We start from the raw sequence: 20,651 nt of genomic DNA, 5'->3' as shown, positions 1-20,651 counted from the left end.
GGCCGACCGACCGACCGCGGGAACCAAAACCCTCAGCTGACAGCGACCCGGGAGGACCATCACCATGGCCATCACCGACGACCTCCGCAAGACCCTCAGCGACCCGACGCCGCTCTACTTCGCCGCCGGCACCGCCGACCTGGCCCTTCAGCAGGCCAAGAAGGTGCCCGGCATCGTGGAGCAGCTGCGCGCCGAGGCCCCGGCCCGTTTCGAGGCCGTCCGCAGCACCGACCCGAAGGCCGTCCAGGAGAAGGCCCAGGCTCGTGCGAAGGAGGCGCAGGCCCGTGCCAAGGTGGCGCAGGCCCGCGTCAAGGAGACGCAGGAGTCCCTCCAGACCAAGGTCACCGAGTTCCTCGCGACCATCGACGGTGACATCAAGAAGCTCGGCTCCACGATCGACGCCGACCTGAAGAAGTTCGGTGAGTCGGCCCAGGACTTCGCGCTGCGCGGTGTCGGCGTGGCCGCCGAGTACGCCGTCAAGGCCCGCGAGACCTACGAGAAGGTCGCCGAGCACGGTGAGCAGGCCGTGAAGACCTGGCGCGGCGAGGCCGCCGAGGAGATCGAGGAGCTCGCCGTCGCCGTCGAGCCCAAGGCCGAGCCCGTCGAGGTCAAGGAGGAGGCCAAGCCCGCCGAGGCCAAGGCCGAGCCCGCTCAGGCGAAGAAGCCCGCCGCCGTCAAGAAGGCGCCGGCTCCTCGCAAGACCACCACCGCCAAGAAGACGACGCCGCCCGCGAAGTAACACGGACGGGTGATCGGTAACGGGTCGGGCACTACTACGGTGCCCGGCCCGTTCTCCGTGTAGCCGACTTGTTGTAACGGGTACGGTGACCGCGTAGGAACAAGCCGAGTCGGGTGGTGGACGTAGTGCTGATGCAGGGGTTCGCAGGGTTCATGTGGCTGCTGAGCATGGCCCTGATCCTTTTCAGCGGCTTCGCGCTGATCGACGCCGCCACGCGTCGTGAGGACGCCTACCGCGCGGCCGACAAGAAGACCAAGCCCTTCTGGCTGATCATCCTGGGGCTCGCCTTCGTGGTGAACCTGATCTTCAACATCCTGTCGTTCCTGCCGGTCATCGGCCTCGTCGCCACCATCGTCTACATGGTCGACGTGCGCCCGGCCCTACGAGGCCTCCCGGGCGGCGGCAGAAGCCGCCGTGGTTCGAGCAGCGACGGCCCATACGGCCCGTACAACGGCGGACGCTGATCCCCGCGGGGAGCCCGAAAGACCCCGAGGCGCCCGAAGGGCCCCGAAGGCGCGAGTCCCCGCTCAGCCCCTCAGACTCCCCACCTCAGACTCCCCACCCCAGACTCCCTCTCAGTCCACTCGCTCAGACCCCGCGGTCCAGCAGCAACACCGCGACGTCATCCGTCAGCTCGCCCCCATTGAGCTCACGCACCTCGTTCACAGCGGCCCGCAGCAGCTCCTCGCCCCGCAGGCCGGCGGCCAGCTGCCGCCGCACCATCTCCACCATGCCGTCCTGACCGAGCCGCTCCAGCCCCTCACCGATCCGGCCCTCGATCAGCCCGTCGGTGTAGAGCATCAGGCTCCACTCCCGGCCCAGCTCCACCTGCATCCGCGGCCAGCGGGCGCCCGGCAGCAGCCCGAGGGCGGGCCCGTTGTTGTCGTACGGCAGCAGCTGGGCCGTCCGGCCCGGGCGGGCGATCAGCGGGGACGGGTGCCCGGCCAGGCACAGCCCGGCGCGGCGGCCGTCCGGGGAGATGTCCACCGTGCACAGGGTCGCGAAGATCTCCTCGTCGGACCGTTCGTGCTCCAGTACCTGCTGCAGGGTGCCCAACAGCTCGTCGCCGCACAGGCCCGCCAGCGTCAGGGCCCGCCAGGCGATGCGCAGCTCCACGCCGAGCGCCGCCTCGTCCGGGCCGTGCCCGCAGACGTCACCGATCATGGCGTGCACGGTGCCGTCCGGGGTGCGGACGACGTCGTAGAAGTCACCGCCGAGCAGCGCCCGGGACCGCCCCGGCCGATACCGCGCGGCGAACCGCAGCGACGACCCCTCCAGCAGCGGCGTGGGCAGCAGCCCCCGCTCCAGGCGGCGGTTCTCCTGCGCGCGAACCCGCCCCTCGGCCAGCCGTCGCTCGGCCGTGTCGGAACGTTTCCTCTCGACGGCGTAGCGGATCGCCCGGCTCAGCAGCCGGCCGTCCAGTTCATCCCGGAAAAGGTAGTCCTGGGCGCCGACGCGCACCGCTTCGGCGCCGCGTTCGGCGTCACCGGACGCGGTGAGCGCGAGGACGGCGTGCCGGGGCGCGAGCTCCAGCACATGCCGCAGCACGGCGAGCTCCTCGTCGTCACCGCCGCGCCCCGGGGCCGGCAGCGCGAGGTCCAGCAGGATGCAGTGGACGTCGTCGGTCAGCAGCCGCGCGGCCTCGGTGAGGTTGCGGGCCGTACGGACGCGGATCGGCCGGCCGGCCGAGTCCTGCAGTTCGGGTATGACCGTGGCGCCGCCGGGATCGTCCTCGATCAGCAGCAGCGTCAGGTTGGTGGTGGCGGCGTGGTTGTCGACCGTGGCTTCCTTGTGCGGGGTCTGGTCCGTTGAGGGGCCGCCTCGTTGCGCGGCTTGCGCCTGACCACTCTCCACGGCCGGGATCGCTCGCTGCCGCGGTATGGGTACGGGCATCGTCTTGAGTTCCTTCCCTCCCCCCGAGGGCACGGTGGGGCGAGAGATCTCGATCCACCGACGGGGACCATAGCGGGTGGCGGTGCCGTAAAGGAATGGCGTGAGACACGCTGCTTGGAGAGGCGCCAGCGTCATATGCCGCGATCCGTACCGCAGTTGGACAGGAGGGGCCTGAGGCAGGAATGACGAACGTCACGTCCGCCCTGCGTTTGCCGGGGAGTTCCACGTGCCGTGGGTCACGTGACAGGCCTCTCACACATCCGCCCGAACCACCCTTTTCTACGCGTCCGGTCGCACCACTCCGAGGATCGGCATCGATCCCGCGCCCGTGATCGTCACCGTCCGTCCGGGGCGCGGGGCGTGCACGATCGCGCCGTCGCCGAGGTACATCCCGACATGGCTGGCGTCGTCGAAATAGATGATCAGGTCGCCGGGCCGCATGTCCTTGATGTCGATGTGCTTCAGCTGCTTCCACTGCTCCTGCGAGGTACGTGGAATGGCGTGGCCGGCGTCGGCCCAGGCCTGTGAGGTCAGCCCCGAGCAGTCGTACGTGTCCGGGCCCTCGGCGCCCCATTCGTACGGCTTTCCGATCTGGGCCGTGGCGAAGCCGACCGCCTTCTTGCCCTGCGCGGACGCCTTGCCGCTGATTTCATCCAGAATCCCGGAGTCGAGCCAGGTGGTCTGCGCCTTGAGGGCGGCCTCCTGCTCCAGCTTGGCGAGCCGCTCCTTCTCGACCTTCTTCAGCCGGTTCTCAAGCTTCTCGGCGGCCGCGATCTGCTTCTTGATCTTCTTGCGGGCGGAGTCCTTCGCCTTGCGGTTCGCCTCCAGCTTCTTCCACTGGGTGGAGGCGTCCGCGGCGTACTGCTCCAAGTCCTGCTGGGTGCGGGTCATTTCCGCGATCAGGCCCTTGGTCGCGCGCTGCCCCTGCAGCACCCGCCCCGCCCCGTCGAGGAACTCCTGCGGATCATTGCTGAGCAGCAGCTGGGCCTCGTCCGGCAGTCCGCCGTTCCGGTACTGGGCGGCGGCCGCGGAACCGGCCCGCTTCTTCAACTCGGCCAGCTTCTTCTGGCCCGTGACGATCTTCTCCGCCAGGTCGACGATCGCGGCGGACTGCTGCTGGGCCTTCTCCTGGGCCGCGTTGTACGAGTCCGTGGCGACCGCCGCGTCGTGGTAGAGCGTGTCGAGCTTCTCGCGGACGGCCTCCAGGCCCGTGTCCGCCAGGGGAGTCGAGGAAGCGGAAGGCCTTGGTTCGGGGCTGGCGAACGCCGTGCCCGGTGCGGCCAGCACCGTGACCGCGCAGACCACTGTCACTGCCGTCGCGACCAGTCCGCGCCTGCCCGTGCCCATACGGCTTCCCCCAAACCAAAACTGATTTACCGTCAGTAACTTACGGATCGTGCCACGCCACCCCACAAAACGACAGAGGCAGTCAGACTCCCCTTTCCCCCCACAACGATCTCCAGCCTGTGTGACGAACAATTCGCGGAGATCGTTCCCCGCAGGTCACACAGCGCCCGGCACTCAACTCCGGGGCGCCAACGCCTCCCAGGCCACCGTCACTTCACCCTGCCGCCACCGCTCGGCCCCGTCCGTCACCGGCCAGTCGGCCGTCAGATCCCGCACCGCACGGATCCATCGCTGACGGGCGCCGTAGGAGGCGTAGGGCGCGGCGGCGGACCAGGCGCGGTCGAAGTCGCGCAGAAAGGCGTGCACCGGTTCGCCGGGAACGTTGCGGTGGATCAGCGCCTTGGGGAGACGCTCGGCGAGGTCGGAGGGCCGTTCCAGGGAGCCGAGCCGAGTGGCGAACGTAACCGTCCGCGGCCCTTCCGGCCCAAGCGCGACCCACACATGCCGCCGCCCCACCTCGTCACAGGTCCCCTCGACCAACAGCCCACCCGGGGCGAGGCGCGCACACAGCCGCTCCCACACACCGGCGACCTCGGCCTCCTCGTACTGCCGCAACACATTGGCGGCCCGAACCAGCACCGGCCGCCCGGCAACAGGAATCTCGAACCCACCGTGCAGAAACACGAGCCCATCCCGCTCATACGGCTTGGCGGCCGCGACCCGCACCGGTTCGATCTCCACCCCGACCACCCGCACCCCCGGCGCAACGCCACGCAGCCGCCCCAGCAACTCCACGGCCGTCCAGGGCGCCGCCCCGTACCCCAGATCGACGGCGACGGGATCGACCGCCCGCCGCAACTCAGCCCCCTGCACGGCGGCGATCCACCGATCCATACGCCGTAGCCGATTGGGATTGGTGGTTCCGCGCGTGACTGTCCCCACGGGGCGGTGCGAGGCGCGGGCTGTCATGAATACGAGACTAGGCGGCCGCACGGGCGCAACGGCGAGCAGGGGACGTGCCGGGGGGTGCCCGCCCGCAGCGTCGGGCGTCCATCACCGGCAACCGCCCCAAGAAACAGCGACCGCCCGACCGAGGACGGACACCCCCCGGCGCGGCCCCGACCCCCAACAAACCCCGACGCGCAACGCGCACCCCTACAGACCGCCACAGGCCGCCGCAGGCATCCCACTGTCAACCACAACGAAGAAGCGCAACGGGCACCCCCACTGACCGCCGCGGGCACCCCACTGTCAACCACAACGAAGAAGCGCGACGCGCACCCCCACAGGCCGCCGCAGGCTTCCCACTGTCAACCGCAACGAAGAAGCGCAACGCGCACCCCCACAGACGGCCGCGGGCACCCCACGCATCCAGGCCTCGAACGGTTGAGCGATACCCGGTAATGCCTCGGCAAAATTCACCCCGCCCGGAATGGGAACCTGCCCCTCCGATGTTGCACCCCCGTGGAGGGCGCCCCACACCCTCCCCCAGGCATGCCCGCACAAGGAGGAACGCCACGTGAGCCAGTACGGCAGCAGGCTCGGGCGTCGCTCCCAACCGGCACCCCCGCGACTGCGACTCCACCGCCGCCCCCGGCGCGTCGCCATGCTCTCCGTGCACACCTCACCGCTGCACCAGCCCGGTACGGGCGACGCCGGCGGCATGAACGTCTACATCGTGGAACTCGCCCAACGCCTCGCCGCGATCAACATCGAGGTGGAGATCTTCACCCGCGCCACCACGGCGTCCCTCCCCCCGACCGTCGAACTCGCCCCCGGCGTCCTGGTCCGCCACGTGGACGCGGGCCCTTACGAGGGCCTCGCCAAGGAGGAGCTCCCGGCGCAGATGTGCGCCTTCACGCACGGCGTGATGCAGGCCTGGGCCGGCCACCGCCCCGGCTACTACGACCTCGTCCACTCGCACTACTGGCTCTCCGGCCACGTCGGCTGGCTCGCCGCCCAGCGCTGGGGCGCCCCCCTGGTGCACGCCATGCACACCATGGCCAAGGTCAAGAATGCCAACCTGGCCGACGGCGACACCCCCGAGCCCGCCGCCCGGGTCATCGGCGAGACCCAGATCGTCGAGGCGGCCGACCGCCTCATCGCGAACACCGCGGAGGAGGCCGACGAACTCGTACGGCACTACTCCGCCGACCCCGGCAAGGTCGCCGTCGTCCACCCCGGCGTCAACCTCGACCGCTTCCGCCCCGCGGACGGCCGCGCGGCAGCCCGCGCCCGCCTGGGTCTCCCGCAGGACGCGCTCGTCCCGCTCTTCGCGGGCCGCATCCAGCCCCTGAAGGCCCCGGACATCCTCCTGCGCGCGATCGCCGTCCTCCTCGACGAGCGCCCCGACCTGCGCTCCCGCATCGTCGTCCCGATCGTCGGCGGCCCCAGCGGCAGCGGCCTTGCCAAGCCCGAGGGCCTGCAGAAGCTCGCCGCCCGCCTGGGCATCGCGGACGTGGTCCGCTTCCGCCCGCCCGTCGGCCAGGACCAGCTCGCGGACTGGTTCCGCGCCGCCTCGGTGCTCGTCATGCCGTCCTACAGCGAGTCCTTCGGCCTGGTCGCCATCGAGGCACAGGCAGCCGGCACTCCGGTGCTCGCGGCGGCGGTGGGCGGCCTCCCGGTGGCCGTGCGCGACGGACACACCGGTTTCCTCGTACGGGGCCACAATCCCGCCGACTACGCGCGCGTGCTGAGCGATTTCGCTGACGAGCCGACGCTCGCGTCCCGTATGGGGGAGGCCGCCGCCCGGCACGCGCAGTCCTTCGGCTGGGACACCGCGGCCGCCGCGACGGCGGACGTCTACACGGCCGCGATCCAGTCGTACCGGCGTCGCGTACGCTCCCACCATGGCTGATGCAGAGAAGGCGGCCCAGATCATCGAGGGCGTCCTGAAGGACGCCGAGCTCGAATGGGAGAGCCCCGCTCGCGGCAACTACGTCGTGCAGCTCCCCGGCACCCGCAAGCTGAAGACGACCGTCTCCCTCCTCGTCGGCCGCCACTCCCTCTCGCTCAACGCCTTCGTGATCCGCCACCCCGACGAGAACGAGCCCGGGGTCCACCGCTGGCTCCTGGAGCGCAACCTCAAGCTGTACGGCGTGAGTTACGCGGTCGACCGGCTCGGCGACGTCTACCTCACCGGAAAGCTCCCCCTCCCCGCCGTCACCCCCGACGAGATCGACCGCCTCCTCGGCCAGGTCCTGGAGGCGGCGGACGGCAGCTTCAACACCCTCCTGGAACTGGGTTTCGCGTCCGCGATCCGCAAGGAGTACGGGTGGCGGGTGGCACGCGGCGAGTCGACGCGAAACCTGGACGCGTTCACACATCTGACCCAACGCCCAGCTGACTAACCCCCGCGCAACCCCTGCACAACCCTGCATAACCCCTTCCGCGCCCAGGGGGTGCCGTGGCATGCTCACGCCCGACGCAGATCTGAACGTCGTTCACATCCATGAAGAGTCGCATGGAAGGACGTACGGACATGGGCAACGCGCACCACGGCATGACCAGACGGAGTCTCCTGACCGGTGCCACAGCCGTGGCGGCCGCCGCCGCGACCGGGACACCCGCCCTCGCCGCCCCCTCACCCGGCGGTCAAGTCCCCACCCTCTGGCGGGAGTTCACCCGCACCCCCTTCACCCACCCGCAGATCCCGTACGTCGGCCGGGCCGGCTACCGGGGCGGGGCGGCGCACTTCCCCCGCCGCCCCGCCTCGGCCGCCGTGTCCCCCGGTGCCGCCGAGGTCGACGTACGCGACTACGGAGCCGTGCCGGACGGCAGGACCGACTCCGCCCCCGCGATCAACCGTGCCATCGCCGCCGCCGGAAGGGCCGGCGGTGGCACGGTCACCGTCCCGCCGGGCACGTTCCGCATCGACGACGTCATCCGCATCGGCCACGACAACGTCGTGCTGCGCGGAGCCGGAAGCAGCCGCACCACGCTCTACGCCACGAAGAATCTCACCGAACTGATCGGCGTCTACGGCTCCCGCTACGGCGGCACCAAGTCGTCCTGGTCCTGGGCCGGCGGCCTCATCTGGCTTGCCCCGAAGGCCCGTTGGGACTCGCTCGTCGCCGCCATCAGGGCACAGGCATGGCCCTTCGAAGGCTGGACCGGCAACAGGAGGGACGAGTGGCAGACCCTGACGGCCGTCGAGCCGGCACGCCAGGGCTCATGGACGGTGAGGGTCGCGAACCCCGCCCCTCTGCGCCCGGGCACCCTGGTCCTCCTCCGCCTCTCCGACGACCCGGCCCACACGCTCCTCCAGCACATGGCGGGTGGCGGCCCCGGCCCGGCGGCGTACTACTGGGAGGACAAGACCAAACTCCTCTCGTACGTCCCCTACGAGTGGCCCGTACGCATCGCTCGCGTCCGCGGCTGCACCGTCACACTTCAGCGCCCGCTCCCCCTGGACCTGCGCCCCGAATGGTCCCCCCAATTCACCACTCACATCCGGGAGTTGACGGGATCCGCCGTGGAGGGCCTCACCCTCCGGATGATTCCGACACCGCAGTCCCCGCACCTTCTCGACAAGGGCTACAACGGGGTCGTGCTCCAGTGTGCGTACGACTGCTGGGTGGACGACGTCACGGTCCGCGACGTGGACAACGGCTTCGGGCTGGTCGCCGCGTCCTCCTGCACCCTGCGCCGCACCCGGGTCGGCGGCCGCGGCGAGCACCACCCCTACTTCTGCCGCGAGGGCTCGCACGACAACCTCATCGAGGACTTCACGATCGAGCAGCGCACGGTCCCGGCCCCCGCGGACACCCAGCTCCACGGCATCAACGTCGAGGGACTGTCGTCGTACAACGTCTGGTCGCGCGGCGACATGCGGATGGGCACCTTCGACTCCCACCGCGGCCTGCCCTTCGCCAACGTCCGGACCGACATCACCGTCGACAACAACGGCCGCCACGGCGGCGACGCGAGCGCGGGCCCGCTCTTCGGCGCCCGTTTCGCCCACTGGAACATCCGCGTGACGAACGGCAGGGCGGGCCTGGTGAAGCTCGACGGCCTGGCTCCGTACTCCGCGACGGTCGGCGTCGACGAGGTCACGGAGTTCGACCAGATCGACGTACCGGACTTCCCCGGCGACCTGCACACACGCCTGGAGCTGTACCCGACGACGAACACGATCCGCCCCAGCAACCTGTACGACGCGCAACGGAGGCTGTGACCCCGTCGGCTCAGTCACCCTCTTTGAATACGGTGCTCAGCCGCGCACCGTCTTTGCATACCGTCCCGGCGTGACGCCCACCAACTTCCGGAAGTGGCGCGTCAGATGGGACTGGTCGAAGAAACCCGTCGTCGTCGCCACCTCTCCCGGCGGCCGTCCGTCGAGGAGGAGCCGGCGGGCACGGTCGACGCGGCGGGAGTTCAGATACTGGTGCGGCGCGATGCCGTAGGCGGTGCTGAACGCCCGTACCAGATGGGCGGGATGGGCGTGCACGAGCCCGGCGGCCTGCTCCAGACTGAGCCCGTCGACGACGTGCTCGTCGAGAAGTTCGCGCAGACGGCGGGCCAGGGCGGGGTCGGGCCTGGGAGGGGTGGCGACCGCGGGCCGCAGATGGTCGCGCAGCCGCTCCCCGATGAACGTCAGCCTGCTCTCGGCCTCCAACTCGTCCCCGGCGCGCGCGAGAGCGGTGTGCAGCTGCCCGACGCGCTGCCGCAGCACCGGATCACGGAGATCAGGCTGATCGACGGCGGCCCCGATCAGCTCGTCGGAGATGTGGGTGCCGTCGAGATAGAGGACGCGCTTGCGGAAGCCGTGCGGGGTGGCGGGGGAGCCGTTGTGCGGAACGTGCGGCGGGAGCAGGGACACCGTGTCGTGCGGGGTTCCGTGCTCATGCCGGTCGAGGTCGTAGCGCACGGCCCCGTCGTCCACGATGAGCAGCGTCCACGCCTCATGGACGTGCATCGGGTAGGCGTACTCGGTGAAGTGCGCGTGGAAGACCTCGACGACACCGGGGATACGCGGGCGCCAGGCGGACACTTCCGGCTGCGGGGCCATGCAAAAAACGTACAAGACCAGGTTGGACCACGGTCGGCAGTCTCAGTGCATGAGCACTGAACCGATGCGCTTCGACACCAAGATCGCCGTCCTGCTGCGGGAGGACCTGGAGCCCTGGCAGCGCCTGAACGTGACAGCGTTCCTGGTCAGCGGCCTGGGCTCGACGGTCCCCGAGGTGATCGGCGCCCCGTACGAGGATGCGGACGGCGTCCCGTACCTGCCGATGTTCCGCCAGCCGGTACTGGTCTTCGAGGGCACGAAGGAGATCCTCACGGCGGCGCACACCAAGACCCTCTCCCGGTCCCTGCCCCGCTCGCTCTTCACCTCCGACCTGTTCACCACGGGCAACGACCACGACAACCGGGCGGCGGTACGCGCCGTGGGCACGGGCGAGCTGGACCTGGTGGGCTTGGCGGTGTACGGCCCGAAGAACGCGGTGGACAAGGTGATCAAGGGGGCGCGGATGCATCCCTGACGAGGGCCTCGCTCTGTACGGGCCGAGGACGGTCATCAGTCCTGTCCACGGCGAGGACGTCACCGTCGGCGACTGGACGATCCCGACCGACGGGCTGCCGCTCTGCATGAACAGCGCGGCCCACCCGGGCATGAGCGGCAGGATCGAGCTGCTGAAATTCGAGGACGGCACAGCCGTCGGGCGTTCTGACGGAGACACATGATCCGCAAGTCCACCGCCGGTGAAGGTCCGAGCGGGAGTGGTTCAAGAGCAGCTACAGCAGCGGCCCCGACGGCGACTCCTGCATCGAGACCGCCACTACCCGTGGGCGGAGTTCGTGACGTACGCGTCCGAGGGCTGACCCGGATCCGGCCGACGTATCAGGCCGTACCGACCTCAGCCTCGGCATCGGCGGAGGCGGGAACCCGCGCCGCCGGCTCCTCCGCCGCCGGAAGCCGCCGCATCAACACCTCGTACCCCACGGCCGCCACCGTGCCGACGACGGCGCACAACCCCCACAGCCACTCCGCACCGAACCGGTCGATGACAAGGCCGGACATCAGCGGAGCGATGAGCGCGGCGAGGGACCACGACAGGGTGTACACGCCCTGGTAGCGCCCGCGCCCGTGCATGGGCGAGAGCCGGACGACCAGTCCGGTCTGCGTGGGCGCGTTGACCATCTCGCCCAGTGTCCACACGCAGACGGTGAGTGCGAAGAGGCCGACCGATCCGGCGAACGCGGTGAGCCCGAAGCCGTACCCGGCGAGCAGGGACGAGACGACGAGCAGGCGCCGGGGATCCCGGGTCTCGATGAACCGCGTGACGGGGATTTGCAGCGCCACGATGAGGACGCCGTTGACGGCGATGGCCATGCCGTAGTCGGCGGGAGTGAACCCGGCCTCGCCCATGGCGACCGGTAGTCCGACCGAGCCCTGCTGGAAGACGAGGGCGACGAGGAAGGACAGGCCGACGACGGCCATGTAGCGCTTGTCGCGTACGACGGTGCCGAGCCCGACCTCGTCCTTGGCTCCCTTCAAGCCAGGGACGGCGGGCCGGGACTCGGGGAGCTTCAGGAACACGACGACCGCACACGCCGCCGTCATACCGGCCTCGATGAGAAACCCGGCGAGATAGCTGAACTCGGCGATGAACCCGGCGGCCATGGAGGAGACGGCGAAGCCGAGGTTGATGGCCCAGTAGTTCAGGGAGAAGGCCCGTACCCGGTCCTCGGGCCGCACGATGTCGGCCATCATCGCCTGCACGGCGGGCCGGGAGGCGTTGGACGCCATGCCCACGAGGAACGCGACCGCGGCGATGGCGACGGGGTCGTGCATGAAGCCGAGGAGGGCGACGGAGGCGGCGGTGGACGACTGGGCGATCAGGAGTGTGGGCCGCCTGCCGAGCCGGTCGGTCATCACGCCGGCACCCAGCGAGGAGACGACCGAGCCGAGCCCGTGCAGGGAGGCGACGAGACCGGCGTAGGAGGCGGAGTACCCGCGGTCGATGGTCAGGTACAACGCCATGAAGGTGGCGACGAAAGCCCCGAGCCGGTTGACGAGGGTGCTGGTCCACAGCCACCAGAACGCGCGGGGGAGCCCCGAGACGGTTTCCCGAGTGGCACGTCTCAGGCTGGCGAGTGACATCGGGATCCCCCACGAAGATGAAGCACACGTAAGCGGCGCACGTAAGCCGCGCATGTAAGCGGCGCCTTGTGCAGGCACAACTTACAAAGCGTCTGTCTCCCCGGGCCACTCAATTAACGGATCTCGTCAACTGTCCGGCTGATGGGCGCCCCTCCTGGGGGGTGAATGCGTGGATTACGCTCTGTCCCATGGCCGACGCACCGTACAAGCTGATCCTCCTCCGCCACGGCGAGAGCGAATGGAACGCGAAGAACCTGTTCACCGGCTGGGTGGACGTCAACCTGAACGAGAAGGGCGAGAAGGAGGCGGTCCGCGGCGGTGAGCTGCTGAAGGACGCCGGCCTGCTCCCCGACGTGGTCCACACGTCCCTCCAGAAGCGAGCGATCCGCACGGCCCAGCTGGCCCTCGAATCCGCGGACCGCCACTGGATTCCGGTCCACCGCTCCTGGCGCCTGAACGAGCGGCACTACGGCGCCCTCCAGGGCAAGGACAAGGCGCAGACCCTCGCGGAGTTCGGCGAGGAGCAGTTCATGCTGTGGCGCCGCTCGTACGACACCCCGCCGCCGGCGCTTGAGGACGGCACGGAGTTCTCCCAGTCGGACGACCCGCGCTACGCGACGATCCCCCCGGAGCTCCGCCCCCGCACGGAGTGCCTGAAGGACGTCGTCGTCCGCATGCTCCCGTACTGGTACGACGGCATCGTCCCCGACCTCCTGACGGGCCGCACGGTCCTCGTCGCGGCCCACGGCAACAGCCTCCGCGCCCTGGTCAAGCACCTGGACGGCATCTCGGACGCCGACATCGCCGGCCTGAACATCCCGACGGGCATCCCGCTCTACTACGAACTGGACGCCGACTTCAACCCGGTCACCCCGGGCGGCAAGTACCTCGACCCGGAGGCAGCGGCAGCGGCGATCGAGGCGGTCAAGAACCAGGGCAAGAAGAAGTAGCCTTTGCGATCATGCCCCCGACCTGCGCTTACGGTGCAGGGCGGGGGCGTTTTCATGGCCTGGCCCACTGCGGGCGGCAGCAACGGCGCGGCGAAGTCGGGAACGCGGCCACAACCCTCCGCGCACCTCGGGTGTCCAGTACATGACCGGATGACGAACATTCCGGTCGCCGTACTTCCTGTTCCGACTTCACTGTTCCGACGAGGAGATCCCCCGTGCGCCAGCACATGCGCTCGCACATCCGCCCATCGGCCGCCGTCGTGGCCGCTGCCGCGATCGCCGCCGCCGTGCCCGCGGTCGTGGCTCCCGCGGCGTATGCCGAGGAGGCCGGGGCCGACCTGGTGATCTCGGAGCTGCCGAGTTCCTCGCCGAAGCCCGGTGAGGTGTACGACGAGAACGTCGTCATCACCAACAAGGGCACTGCGGCAGCCGACGGCGTCAGCTTCCGGATCCGGCTGACGAGGGGTCTCGACTTTCCCGAACCCGTCGAGGGCTGCGCCTACTCGACCATCGAGAACCAGGTCAGGCAGGCTCTGTGCCGACTCGACAAGGTCATCGAACCCGGCACGTCCATCGAGACTCCCGTACGGTTCAAGGCGCTGCCGCAGGCGCTGATGGAAGCCGTCGAGTACGGCACAGGAAAGACCGGCGAGACCCCGGGCGAGGGGTTCGGCGACAGCTACCGGCGTCAGACCCTGACCGCCGACAGCACGGCCGACCTCGTCGCCATCGGTGACGACACCGAGGCCCTCGCCGGCGGCAGTCAGTCGATCAACGTGAGTCTGCGCAACGACGGCCCCGGCTGGATCCAGAACCAGGAGAGCGACGACCTGACGGCGCTCATGGTGAACATCCCGGCAGGCACCGTCGCCACCGAAGTGCCCAAGGAGTGCGTGCCGTTCGGGATCGACGGGCCCGCCGGATCCGCGGGGCAGCCGGGCAGGCCCCGCTATGTCTGCCGGCCCGCCGACGACACCTTCGACGTCGGTGAGACGGCCACCTTCACCTTCATGCTGAAGATCAAGAAGGGCACCAAGACCACCACCAGCGAGGTGAAGGCGACCTCGGTCTACGACATCCATCCGGCCTTCGACAAGAACCCCGCCAACGACAAGGCGCAGATCCACATCGCCATCCCCACCGACAACGAAGACGGCCCCAGCACCTCGGGCGGCTCCAGCACCGGTGGCTCCGGGGACGGCGGCTCCGACACGGGCGGCAACGACCCGCAGGGGCAGACCGTGGGCGGTACCGGCACCTCGGGCTCCTCGACCAGCGGTGCGTCGACGAGCGGCTCCACATACGGGTCCGCCGACAGCTCCGCGACCGGCAACCTGGCGAGCACCGGCTCCGACGGCACCCCGTTGATCGCCGGCGCCGCAGCCGCCGCCGCGACGCTCGGTGCCCTCCTGGTCCTCGCCGTACGGCGTCGCCGCGCGGGTACGGAGACCTCCTGACCGCCCATTCCCGTCCCGTCCCTTCCTTTCCTTTCCTTTCCCTTCCGCTCCTGGCGGATCGCGTCCCGGGCGTCCCTCAGCCGCTGCCCGGGACGCGGCTTCACCTCATGAGACGAACTGCTGGCCGCCGTCGATGTCGTAAGTCGCGCCGGTCAATGCCGTGTTGACCATGAGGTGGACGGCCAGCGCCGCGACGTCCGCGGGTCCGACGACGCGGCCGATCGGCAGTGTCGCGCGCAGCTCGGCGCGGCGTTCCTCGATCCGGTCGCCCAGCAGCGAGGCCGAGAGCGGAGTGTCGACGAAGCCGGCCGCGATGAGGTTGACGCGTACCGGTGCAAGTTCGAGTGCGAGGGCTGCGGTGAACGGAGGCAGCGCGTTGGTGGCGGCGGAGGCAACCCCGAGACCTCGGGCGACGCGTCGTGCGCCGGTGCCGCCCATGAACACCAGGCTGCCTCCGGGCCTCACCCGGCCGACTGCGTTGCGCGCGACCTCGAGCTCCAGCACTGCGTGATCACTGATCGCGTCGCGTAGCTGTGCGGCGCTCATGTCGAGCAGCGGCCCGTAGCTCGGGCCGCCGGCCGTCACCATCACGTGGTCGATCGGGGCCGGCAGATCCTGGAAGAACCCCGCCAAGGCCGCGGGATCGGTTGCGTCGAACGCCGCGGTGCGCTGCGTGCCGAGCTCTTTGGCCGCGCGCTCCAGCCGGCCGGGATCGCGGCCGACGAGGACGAGCTCGGCACCCTCGGTCTGGGCACGCCTGGCTGTCTCCAGCCCGATGCCGGCGCTACCGCCGATGACAACGACGGTCTGGCCGAGCAGTTCGGGCTTGCGCGCTGGGATTGTCACCGCAGACTCCTTCACTACATCCCGCCCCGGGTGGCCGGGGGCCGGGTGGCCACGCGGGCGCCGTCGGCCTGTCCTTGTCAGCGGCCGGGCAGGCGGGTCTTGATCTCCTGGAGCAACCAGCCGTTGCCGTCCGGGTCACCGAACGACACGAAGGAACCGTAGTCCGCGTGCTCGGGAGCGGGTCCGGCCACGCGTCCCCGGGTCCCGGCGCGGCGGAAGACGCCCGTGACGTCGTGGAACACCTCGCTCACGTCCACCGCGCGCTCGACGAGATCCGCCCGGGCCGCGCCGATGTCGTACACGGAGAGCTGCAGGCCCTGCGCGGAGCCGGGCGGGGCCGAGGTCACGCCCTCGCCGAAGATGATCGAGCACAGAGAACCCGGCGGGGTGAACTGCACCACGCGGTAGCCCTCTTCGACGGCCAGGTCGGCATCCAGCCGCCAGCCGAGCGATCCGTAGAACCGCATGGCCCGGTCAACATCCGAGACCGGCAACGTCACGACTTCGAGTCGCAGCTCACCGGCTTGCACCGGAGGCGTTCCGGTGCTCCCGGCGGGTGTCGCTTCCATGCTGCCCATCTCCGCCTCCAGCGGTCGGTGGCACGGTTGACGGCCCACAACTCACGCTTCCCAGGCCCTGCAGGAGGTGCTCCGTAGCCGCCGACACGGCTCCCCGGGACTGACGACACGCCCCACACAATGAGAACCGCCCCCACCGGCACCCGCAAGCCAGTGTGGGCTGCTTCAAGACCGGCGACCGCAACCGGGATGACGACAGAGGCAGACCTCGCCTGCCCGACCCCCGTACCCGCCTCCTAGGATTCGTGATCAACGGTCTGACCATCCGTTTCCACTCACGGGTGACAAGGGGGAACAAGTGCACCTGGCTCCGCGACGTCCGGGACGTCACGCCTGGTACCGGACAGGGGTGGCCTTGGCCATTCCGGTTGCCCTCCTGGCGTTGACGGGATGCACCGGTACGACGCCAACGGGACACCGGTCAACCGCGAGCGGTACGCCGGTCGAGACCGCCTCGTCCGCCGCACCCTCCGCCACTTCTTCCGCGACCGCGACCCTGACCGCGGACACGCACAGGCCACCCCAACTTTCGGACGCAGCCACAAGAACGTCGCCGTATCGGTGACCAGCAGGACAAGCGGATCCTGGGCCCTCTCGGTGGGATGGACCAAGACGCGCCCGGCCGCCGACGAGGAGAATGCAACTCCTTGAGCGCACTGGGTGGCGCCCCGCCCACGGCGGCCCACGCGCGACGAAGGGCCCCGGTGTGTGCACCGGAGCCCTTCGCCATTCACCGCACTGCTGGGTAGTACAAGATCGCCGTACGGGACCGGCGTCCTACGCGGTCAACCGCACTGGCAGGGGTTACCCGACTGGCACCCGCAGCCGCAGCCCGAGCCGCAGCCGCACGCGCCGAAGAGCGGGAGGCTCTTGATGTCGGCGGGTTGCTCCGTCTCGCGCTCCTGCGTCGGGTCGGGCGTGGTGGGGGCTTCGGCCATGGGTCCTCCTGGAGGCCTAGAGGCAGGCTGGTGCCTGTGCCCATTGCATGCCCGTTCCATTGGGCGCATCAACGGCGCACAGTGGCGCCCGCACGCCCCGCCCTTCGGGCCCGCGCCCCCGCCACCCGCCGGACTACGCTCCCTCGCCCCCGGCCACCGCCTGGATCTCCGGCTGGATGTCGGGCTGCAGTTCGTCCGCGTGCTCACCGGTCACCAGGAACACCACGCGCTTGGCGACCGCCACCGCGTGGTCGGCGTACCGCTCGTAGTAGCGGCCGAGGAGGGTGACGTCCACCGCCGTCTCGATGCCGTGCTTCCAGCGGTCGTCCAGCAGGTGCTGGAAGAGGGTGCGGTGCAGCAGGTCCATCTCGTCGTCGTCCTGCTCCAACTGCATCGCCAGATCGACGTCCTTCGTGATGATCACCTCGGCCGCCTTCGCCATCAGGCGCTGCGCGAGCTGGCCCATCTCCAGGATCGTCGCGTGCAGGTCGTGCGGGATCGCCTTCTCCGGGAAGCGGAGGCGGGCGAGCTTCGCGACGTGCTGCGCCAGGTCACCCGAACGCTCCAGGTCGGCCGACATACGGAGCGAGGTGACGACGATACGGAGATCCGTGGCCACCGGCTGCTGGCGGGCCAGCAGGGCTATGGCCCGGGCCTCCAGGTCGTGCTGGAGGTCGTCGACCTTCTGGTCGCCCTCGATGACGGTCTCGGCCAGCTTGAGGTCGGAGTCGAGGATGGCGGTCGTGGCGCGCCCGATCGCCGACCCGACCAGCCGGGCCATTTCGACCAGACTGTCGCCGATCGAGTCCAGTTCCTCGTGGTACGCGTCCCGCATCAGGGGTCCCTCTCTTACGTGTTCTTCGGGGCTGCCGGGCAGGGGCCCGCGCGTCCGTCGGCCGACACCGGCCGTCCAAAACCGACGCTCCGCACCCCACGCTCCCACGATCCGGCCGGAACGCGTCGGTTTCCGTCACCCCAAATGAACCATCACTGGCTCCAAGGTGAACTCTGGGCGACGAGTGTTCGAGGTCGCACCTCGACGGCTGTGGGGATGTCGTATCGCATGCCTAACCTGGATGCATGAACGTGAACGCGGCGGTCGCCGCAGCAGCAGCGATCGCCGGGGTGCTCACCGGTGTCATCGCCGTGCTGGCGTTCCGCTGGAGCGAGCGGGAGCAGAAGCGCCCCACCCGCACCTCTCTCCACACCGACCCGGTGCTTCCGCCGGGCGTGGACACCGTCCTTTCCGTGCTCCGTTCGTCGGCCGTCGTCCTCGACGAGGCCGACGCGGTCGTCAAGGCCAGCTCGGCGGCGTACGCCCTCGGCCTGGTCCGCGGCGGCCGGCTCTCCGTGGAGCCGATGCTGAAGATGGCCAGGGACACACGGCGGGACGGGGAGATACGGCAGGTCGAGCTGGATCTGCCGCGGCGGGGGACAGGGCGGGGCGATGCACTCGCCGTCTCCGCGCGCGTCGCCCCGCTCGGCTCCCGGCTGGTGCTCCTGCTGGTGGAGGACCTCACCGAGGCCCGCCGTATCGAAGCGGTACGGCGCGACTTCGTCGCGAACGTGAGCCACGAGCTGAAGACACCCGTCGGCGCGCTCTCCCTCCTGTCCGAGGCCGTCATGGACGCCTCGGACGACCCGGAGGCGGTCGAGCGCTTCGCCGGCCGTATGCAGATCGAGGCCACGCGGCTCACCAACCTGGTGCAGGAACTGATCGACCTCTCCCGGGTCCAGAACGACGATCCCCTTGAGGACGCCGAACCGGTCCGCGTGGACGAACTGGTCGCCGAGGCCATCGACCGCTGCCGGCACCAGGCCGGCACCAAACAGATCACCATGGCCGCAGGCGGCACCGCCGACCTGCACGTCTGGGGGAACAGGGGCCAGCTGGCCGCCGCCCTCGGAAACCTTGTCGAGAACGCCGTGAACTACAGCCCGGCACGCACCCGCGTAGGCATAGCCGCCCGCCGGGTGACCGCGCCCGGCGGGGACCACATCGAGGTCGCCGTCACCGACCAGGGCATCGGCATCTCCGAGAAGGACAGGGAGCGCGTGTTCGAGCGCTTCTATCGCGTCGACCCCGCTCGCTCCCGTGCCACCGGCGGCACGGGCCTGGGGCTCGCGATCGTCAAACACGTGGCCGCCTCGCACGGCGGGGAGGTCACGGTGTGGAGCTCCGAGGGTCAGGGCTCCACGTTCACCCTGAGGTTGCCGGAGGCGGGGGTTGCCCGCGACCGCGCGCACGAACACCCCGACCTGGACGATCTCGACGACGAGGCCGGCCTGAGCACCCCCCAGTCATCCCCGTACGAACCGCTTCCCGCCCCGGAGGTCCTTCCGTGACCCGTGTGCTCGTCGTCGAGGACGAGGAGTCCTTCTCCGACGCCCTGTCCTACATGCTCCGCAAAGAGGGCTTCGAGGTCGCTGTCGCGACCACCGGGCCCGACGGACTCGACGAGTTCGAGCGCAACGGCGCCGACCTCGTCCTCCTCGACCTGATGCTGCCGGGCCTGCCCGGCACGGAGGTGTGCCGCCAGCTGCGCGGCCGCTCCAACGTCCCGGTGATCATGGTCACCGCCAAGGACAGCGAGATCGACAAGGTCGTCGGCCTGGAAATAGGAGCCGATGACTATGTCACCAAGCCGTTCTCCTCGCGCGAACTGGTCGCCCGTATCCGCGCCGTCCTGCGCCGCCGCGGGGAGCCCGAGGAGGTCACCCCGGCCGCCCTGGAGGCCGGTCCGGTCCGCATGGACGTGGACCGCCATGTGGTCACCGTCTCCGGCTCCAAGGTCGACCTCCCCCTCAAGGAGTTCGACCTGCTGGAGATGCTGCTGCGCAACGCGGGCCGGGTGCTGACCCGTATGCAGCTCATCGACCGGGTCTGGGGTGCCGACTACGTCGGCGACACCAAGACCCTCGACGTCCACGTCAAGCGCCTGCGCGCCAAGATCGAGCCGGACCCGGGCGCGCCCAGGTACCTGGTCACGGTCCGAGGCCTCGGCTACAAATTTGAGCCGTAGACCGACCACCAGGCCTTACGACGAAGGGCGGGACCTCCAGGGGAGGTCCCGCCCTTCGTCCTACGGTGACTGAGTACGACGACTGCTCAGTGCCCGGCGGCCGGCTTCGACGCCGACACGCTCGCGGAGACCGCGTCGGTCGGGGTGGCCGAGCTGTTCGGGGTGTTCCCGGAAGCCGCGCCGCTCGGCGTCGCCGACGTGCTGTTGCTCGGCTTGGGGCTCGTGGCCGGGACGCCCGTCGGGATGTCGCTCGGGCCCCACTTCTTGAAGTAGCTGTCGGACGGGACCACGAAGGCGCGCAGGCTCACCGCGCCGGTCTCGCTGAAGGTGAAGGTGATCTGCTGCGCGTTGCCGTCCTGGAGGGCCTCACGGCTGCTGGGCAGGGAGGCGGAGGCGTTGCCCTTGCCGCCGATCACGAGCGAGCCGTGGGCCGGGACGCTCAGCGGCCCGTTGCCCTTGGCGGGCTTCAGCTCGGCGGTCTTGCCCGTGCCGGGCAGCGTGATCGCGTCCAGCGTCTGGGCGCTGTCACCGTTGTTGAAGAGGGTCGCGGCGATCGCGGCGGGCCCCGTCGACTGCAGGTCGGGCTGGGTGATGATGAGGACGTTCTGAACCTTGAGGTTCCCGACCTTGGTCGCCGCGTTGTCCGGCTTGACCTCCAGCGTCTGGGCGTCGCTCCCGGCACCGCACCCGGCGAGCGAGGCGATCGAGAACGCGATGGCGGAGGCGGCGAGGGCCCCGCGTCGAAGGCTGCTGCTCACGGCGGCGGCAACTCC

Annotated in this window: 19 protein-coding genes and 2 pseudogenes; 12 read left to right on the top strand and 9 right to left on the bottom strand. The window is 70.0% G+C overall.

What is annotated here, in order from left to right; translation table 11 throughout:
* Nucleotides 1-64 precede the first annotated feature (64 nt).
* Nucleotides 65-739, top strand: a complete 675-nt coding sequence (locus OG870_RS21465; protein ID WP_266516881.1) for a hypothetical protein — start codon at nucleotides 65-67, stop codon at nucleotides 737-739.
* Nucleotides 740-870: 131 nt separating this feature from the next.
* Nucleotides 871-1,203, top strand: a complete 333-nt coding sequence (locus OG870_RS21460) for a DUF2516 family protein (protein ID WP_266520404.1) — start codon at nucleotides 871-873, stop codon at nucleotides 1,201-1,203.
* Between the two features lie 124 nt (nucleotides 1,204-1,327).
* On the opposite strand, the gene OG870_RS21455 is transcribed toward OG870_RS21460, so the two are convergent.
* The 3 genes from OG870_RS21455 to OG870_RS21445 form a co-directional block, all read right to left on the bottom strand.
* Entirely contained in the window at nucleotides 1,328-2,632 is a 1,305-nt protein-coding gene (locus OG870_RS21455) for a PP2C family protein-serine/threonine phosphatase (protein WP_266516878.1), read from the bottom strand.
* A gap of 279 nt (nucleotides 2,633-2,911) precedes the next feature.
* Complete coding sequence (locus OG870_RS21450) at nucleotides 2,912-3,979, bottom strand: C40 family peptidase (protein ID WP_266516875.1); 1,068 nt, start codon at nucleotides 3,977-3,979, stop codon at nucleotides 2,912-2,914.
* Between the two features lie 174 nt (nucleotides 3,980-4,153).
* Nucleotides 4,154-4,948: a class I SAM-dependent methyltransferase gene (locus OG870_RS21445; protein ID WP_266516872.1), complete on the bottom strand. Its 795-nt coding sequence runs from the start codon at nucleotides 4,946-4,948 to the stop codon at nucleotides 4,154-4,156.
* A 550-nt stretch (nucleotides 4,949-5,498) separates the two neighbouring features.
* Here OG870_RS21445 and mshA point away from each other — a divergent pair.
* The 3 genes from mshA (at nucleotide 5,499) to OG870_RS21430 (ending at nucleotide 9,155) form a co-directional block, all read left to right on the top strand.
* Nucleotides 5,499-6,836 carry a D-inositol-3-phosphate glycosyltransferase gene (gene mshA, locus OG870_RS21440; RefSeq protein WP_266516869.1) on the top strand — a complete coding sequence of 446 codons (1,338 nt, stop codon included), beginning with the start codon at nucleotides 5,499-5,501 and terminating at the stop codon, nucleotides 6,834-6,836.
* Complete coding sequence (locus tag OG870_RS21435) at nucleotides 6,829-7,329, top strand: YbjN domain-containing protein (RefSeq protein WP_266516867.1); 501 nt, start codon at nucleotides 6,829-6,831, stop codon at nucleotides 7,327-7,329. Before mshA ends, OG870_RS21435 begins: the two co-directional genes overlap by 8 nt.
* A 113-nt stretch (nucleotides 7,330-7,442) precedes the next feature.
* Nucleotides 7,443-9,155, top strand: coding sequence for a glycosyl hydrolase family 28-related protein (locus tag OG870_RS21430; RefSeq protein ID WP_266839732.1), 1,713 nt, complete (start codon nucleotides 7,443-7,445; stop codon nucleotides 9,153-9,155).
* A gap of 36 nt (nucleotides 9,156-9,191) precedes the next feature.
* Here OG870_RS21430 and OG870_RS21425 read toward each other — a convergent pair whose 3' ends face one another.
* Nucleotides 9,192-9,989 (bottom strand): helix-turn-helix transcriptional regulator, encoded by a 798-nt coding sequence (locus tag OG870_RS21425; protein WP_266583508.1) that lies wholly within the window; start codon nucleotides 9,987-9,989, stop codon nucleotides 9,192-9,194.
* 49 nt (nucleotides 9,990-10,038) lie between these two features.
* Between OG870_RS21425 and OG870_RS21420 the strand changes: the two genes are divergently transcribed.
* The 3 genes and pseudogenes from OG870_RS21420 to OG870_RS48205 form a co-directional block, all read left to right on the top strand.
* A complete protein-coding gene (locus OG870_RS21420) occupies nucleotides 10,039-10,464 on the top strand; it encodes a DUF2000 domain-containing protein (protein ID WP_266516859.1) in 426 nt (141 codons plus the stop codon).
* Nucleotides 10,465-10,570: 106 nt separating this feature from the next.
* Nucleotides 10,571-10,657, top strand: a pseudogene (locus OG870_RS21415) (transcriptional regulator); the annotation flags it as partial.
* 73 nt (nucleotides 10,658-10,730) lie between these two features.
* A pseudogene (locus tag OG870_RS48205) lies at nucleotides 10,731-10,784 on the top strand (hypothetical protein); the annotation flags it as partial.
* Nucleotides 10,785-10,823: 39 nt separating this feature from the next.
* On the opposite strand, the gene OG870_RS21410 reads toward OG870_RS48205, so the two are convergent.
* On the bottom strand, nucleotides 10,824-12,086 hold the full coding sequence (locus OG870_RS21410) for an MDR family MFS transporter (protein WP_266516856.1): 1,263 nt from the start codon (nucleotides 12,084-12,086) through the stop codon (nucleotides 10,824-10,826).
* 188 nt (nucleotides 12,087-12,274) lie between these two features.
* On the opposite strand from OG870_RS21410, the gene OG870_RS21405 reads away from it, so the two are divergent.
* Both OG870_RS21405 and OG870_RS21400 read left to right on the top strand, forming a co-directional pair.
* Complete coding sequence (locus OG870_RS21405; RefSeq protein ID WP_266516854.1) at nucleotides 12,275-13,036, top strand: phosphoglyceromutase; 762 nt, start codon at nucleotides 12,275-12,277, stop codon at nucleotides 13,034-13,036.
* Nucleotides 13,037-13,251: 215 nt separating this feature from the next.
* The gene (locus OG870_RS21400; RefSeq protein ID WP_266924979.1) at nucleotides 13,252-14,493 is read left to right on the top strand and encodes an LPXTG cell wall anchor domain-containing protein; all 1,242 of its coding nucleotides are present in this window, start codon (nucleotides 13,252-13,254) and stop codon (nucleotides 14,491-14,493) included.
* Between the two features lie 105 nt (nucleotides 14,494-14,598).
* Here OG870_RS21400 and OG870_RS21395 read toward each other — a convergent pair whose 3' ends face one another.
* The 3 genes from OG870_RS21395 to phoU all read right to left on the bottom strand — a co-directional run bounded on the left by OG870_RS21395 (nucleotide 14,599) and on the right by phoU (nucleotide 17,690).
* Nucleotides 14,599-15,354 carry an SDR family oxidoreductase gene (locus OG870_RS21395; protein WP_266583512.1) on the bottom strand — a complete coding sequence of 252 codons (756 nt, stop codon included), beginning with the start codon at nucleotides 15,352-15,354 and terminating at the stop codon, nucleotides 14,599-14,601.
* A 62-nt stretch (nucleotides 15,355-15,416) separates the two neighbouring features.
* Nucleotides 15,417-15,908 (bottom strand): VOC family protein, encoded by a 492-nt coding sequence (locus OG870_RS21390; RefSeq protein ID WP_266520402.1) that lies wholly within the window; start codon nucleotides 15,906-15,908, stop codon nucleotides 15,417-15,419.
* Between the two features lie 1,080 nt (nucleotides 15,909-16,988).
* Complete coding sequence (gene phoU, locus OG870_RS21385; RefSeq protein ID WP_266516844.1) at nucleotides 16,989-17,690, bottom strand: phosphate signaling complex protein PhoU; 702 nt, start codon at nucleotides 17,688-17,690, stop codon at nucleotides 16,989-16,991.
* 245 nt (nucleotides 17,691-17,935) lie between these two features.
* Between phoU and OG870_RS21380 the strand changes: the two genes are divergently transcribed.
* Nucleotides 17,936-19,201, top strand: a complete 1,266-nt coding sequence (locus OG870_RS21380; RefSeq protein WP_266516841.1) for a sensor histidine kinase — start codon at nucleotides 17,936-17,938, stop codon at nucleotides 19,199-19,201.
* On the top strand, nucleotides 19,198-19,878 hold the full coding sequence (locus OG870_RS21375; RefSeq protein WP_015659563.1) for a response regulator transcription factor: 681 nt from the start codon (nucleotides 19,198-19,200) through the stop codon (nucleotides 19,876-19,878). The genes OG870_RS21380 and OG870_RS21375 overlap by 4 nt, the downstream gene beginning before the upstream one ends.
* Before the next feature lie 86 nt (nucleotides 19,879-19,964).
* Here the strand turns inward: OG870_RS21375 and OG870_RS21370 are convergent, their stop codons facing one another.
* Nucleotides 19,965-20,636 carry a DUF461 domain-containing protein gene (locus OG870_RS21370; RefSeq protein ID WP_266516839.1) on the bottom strand — a complete coding sequence of 224 codons (672 nt, stop codon included), beginning with the start codon at nucleotides 20,634-20,636 and terminating at the stop codon, nucleotides 19,965-19,967.
* Between the last annotated feature and the right edge of the window lie 15 nt (nucleotides 20,637-20,651).

Source organism: Streptomyces sp. NBC_00461 (genome assembly GCF_036013935.1).
Classification (GTDB): domain Bacteria; phylum Actinomycetota; class Actinomycetes; order Streptomycetales; family Streptomycetaceae; genus Streptomyces.
This window is presented reverse-complemented; position numbering and strand designations above follow the sequence as displayed.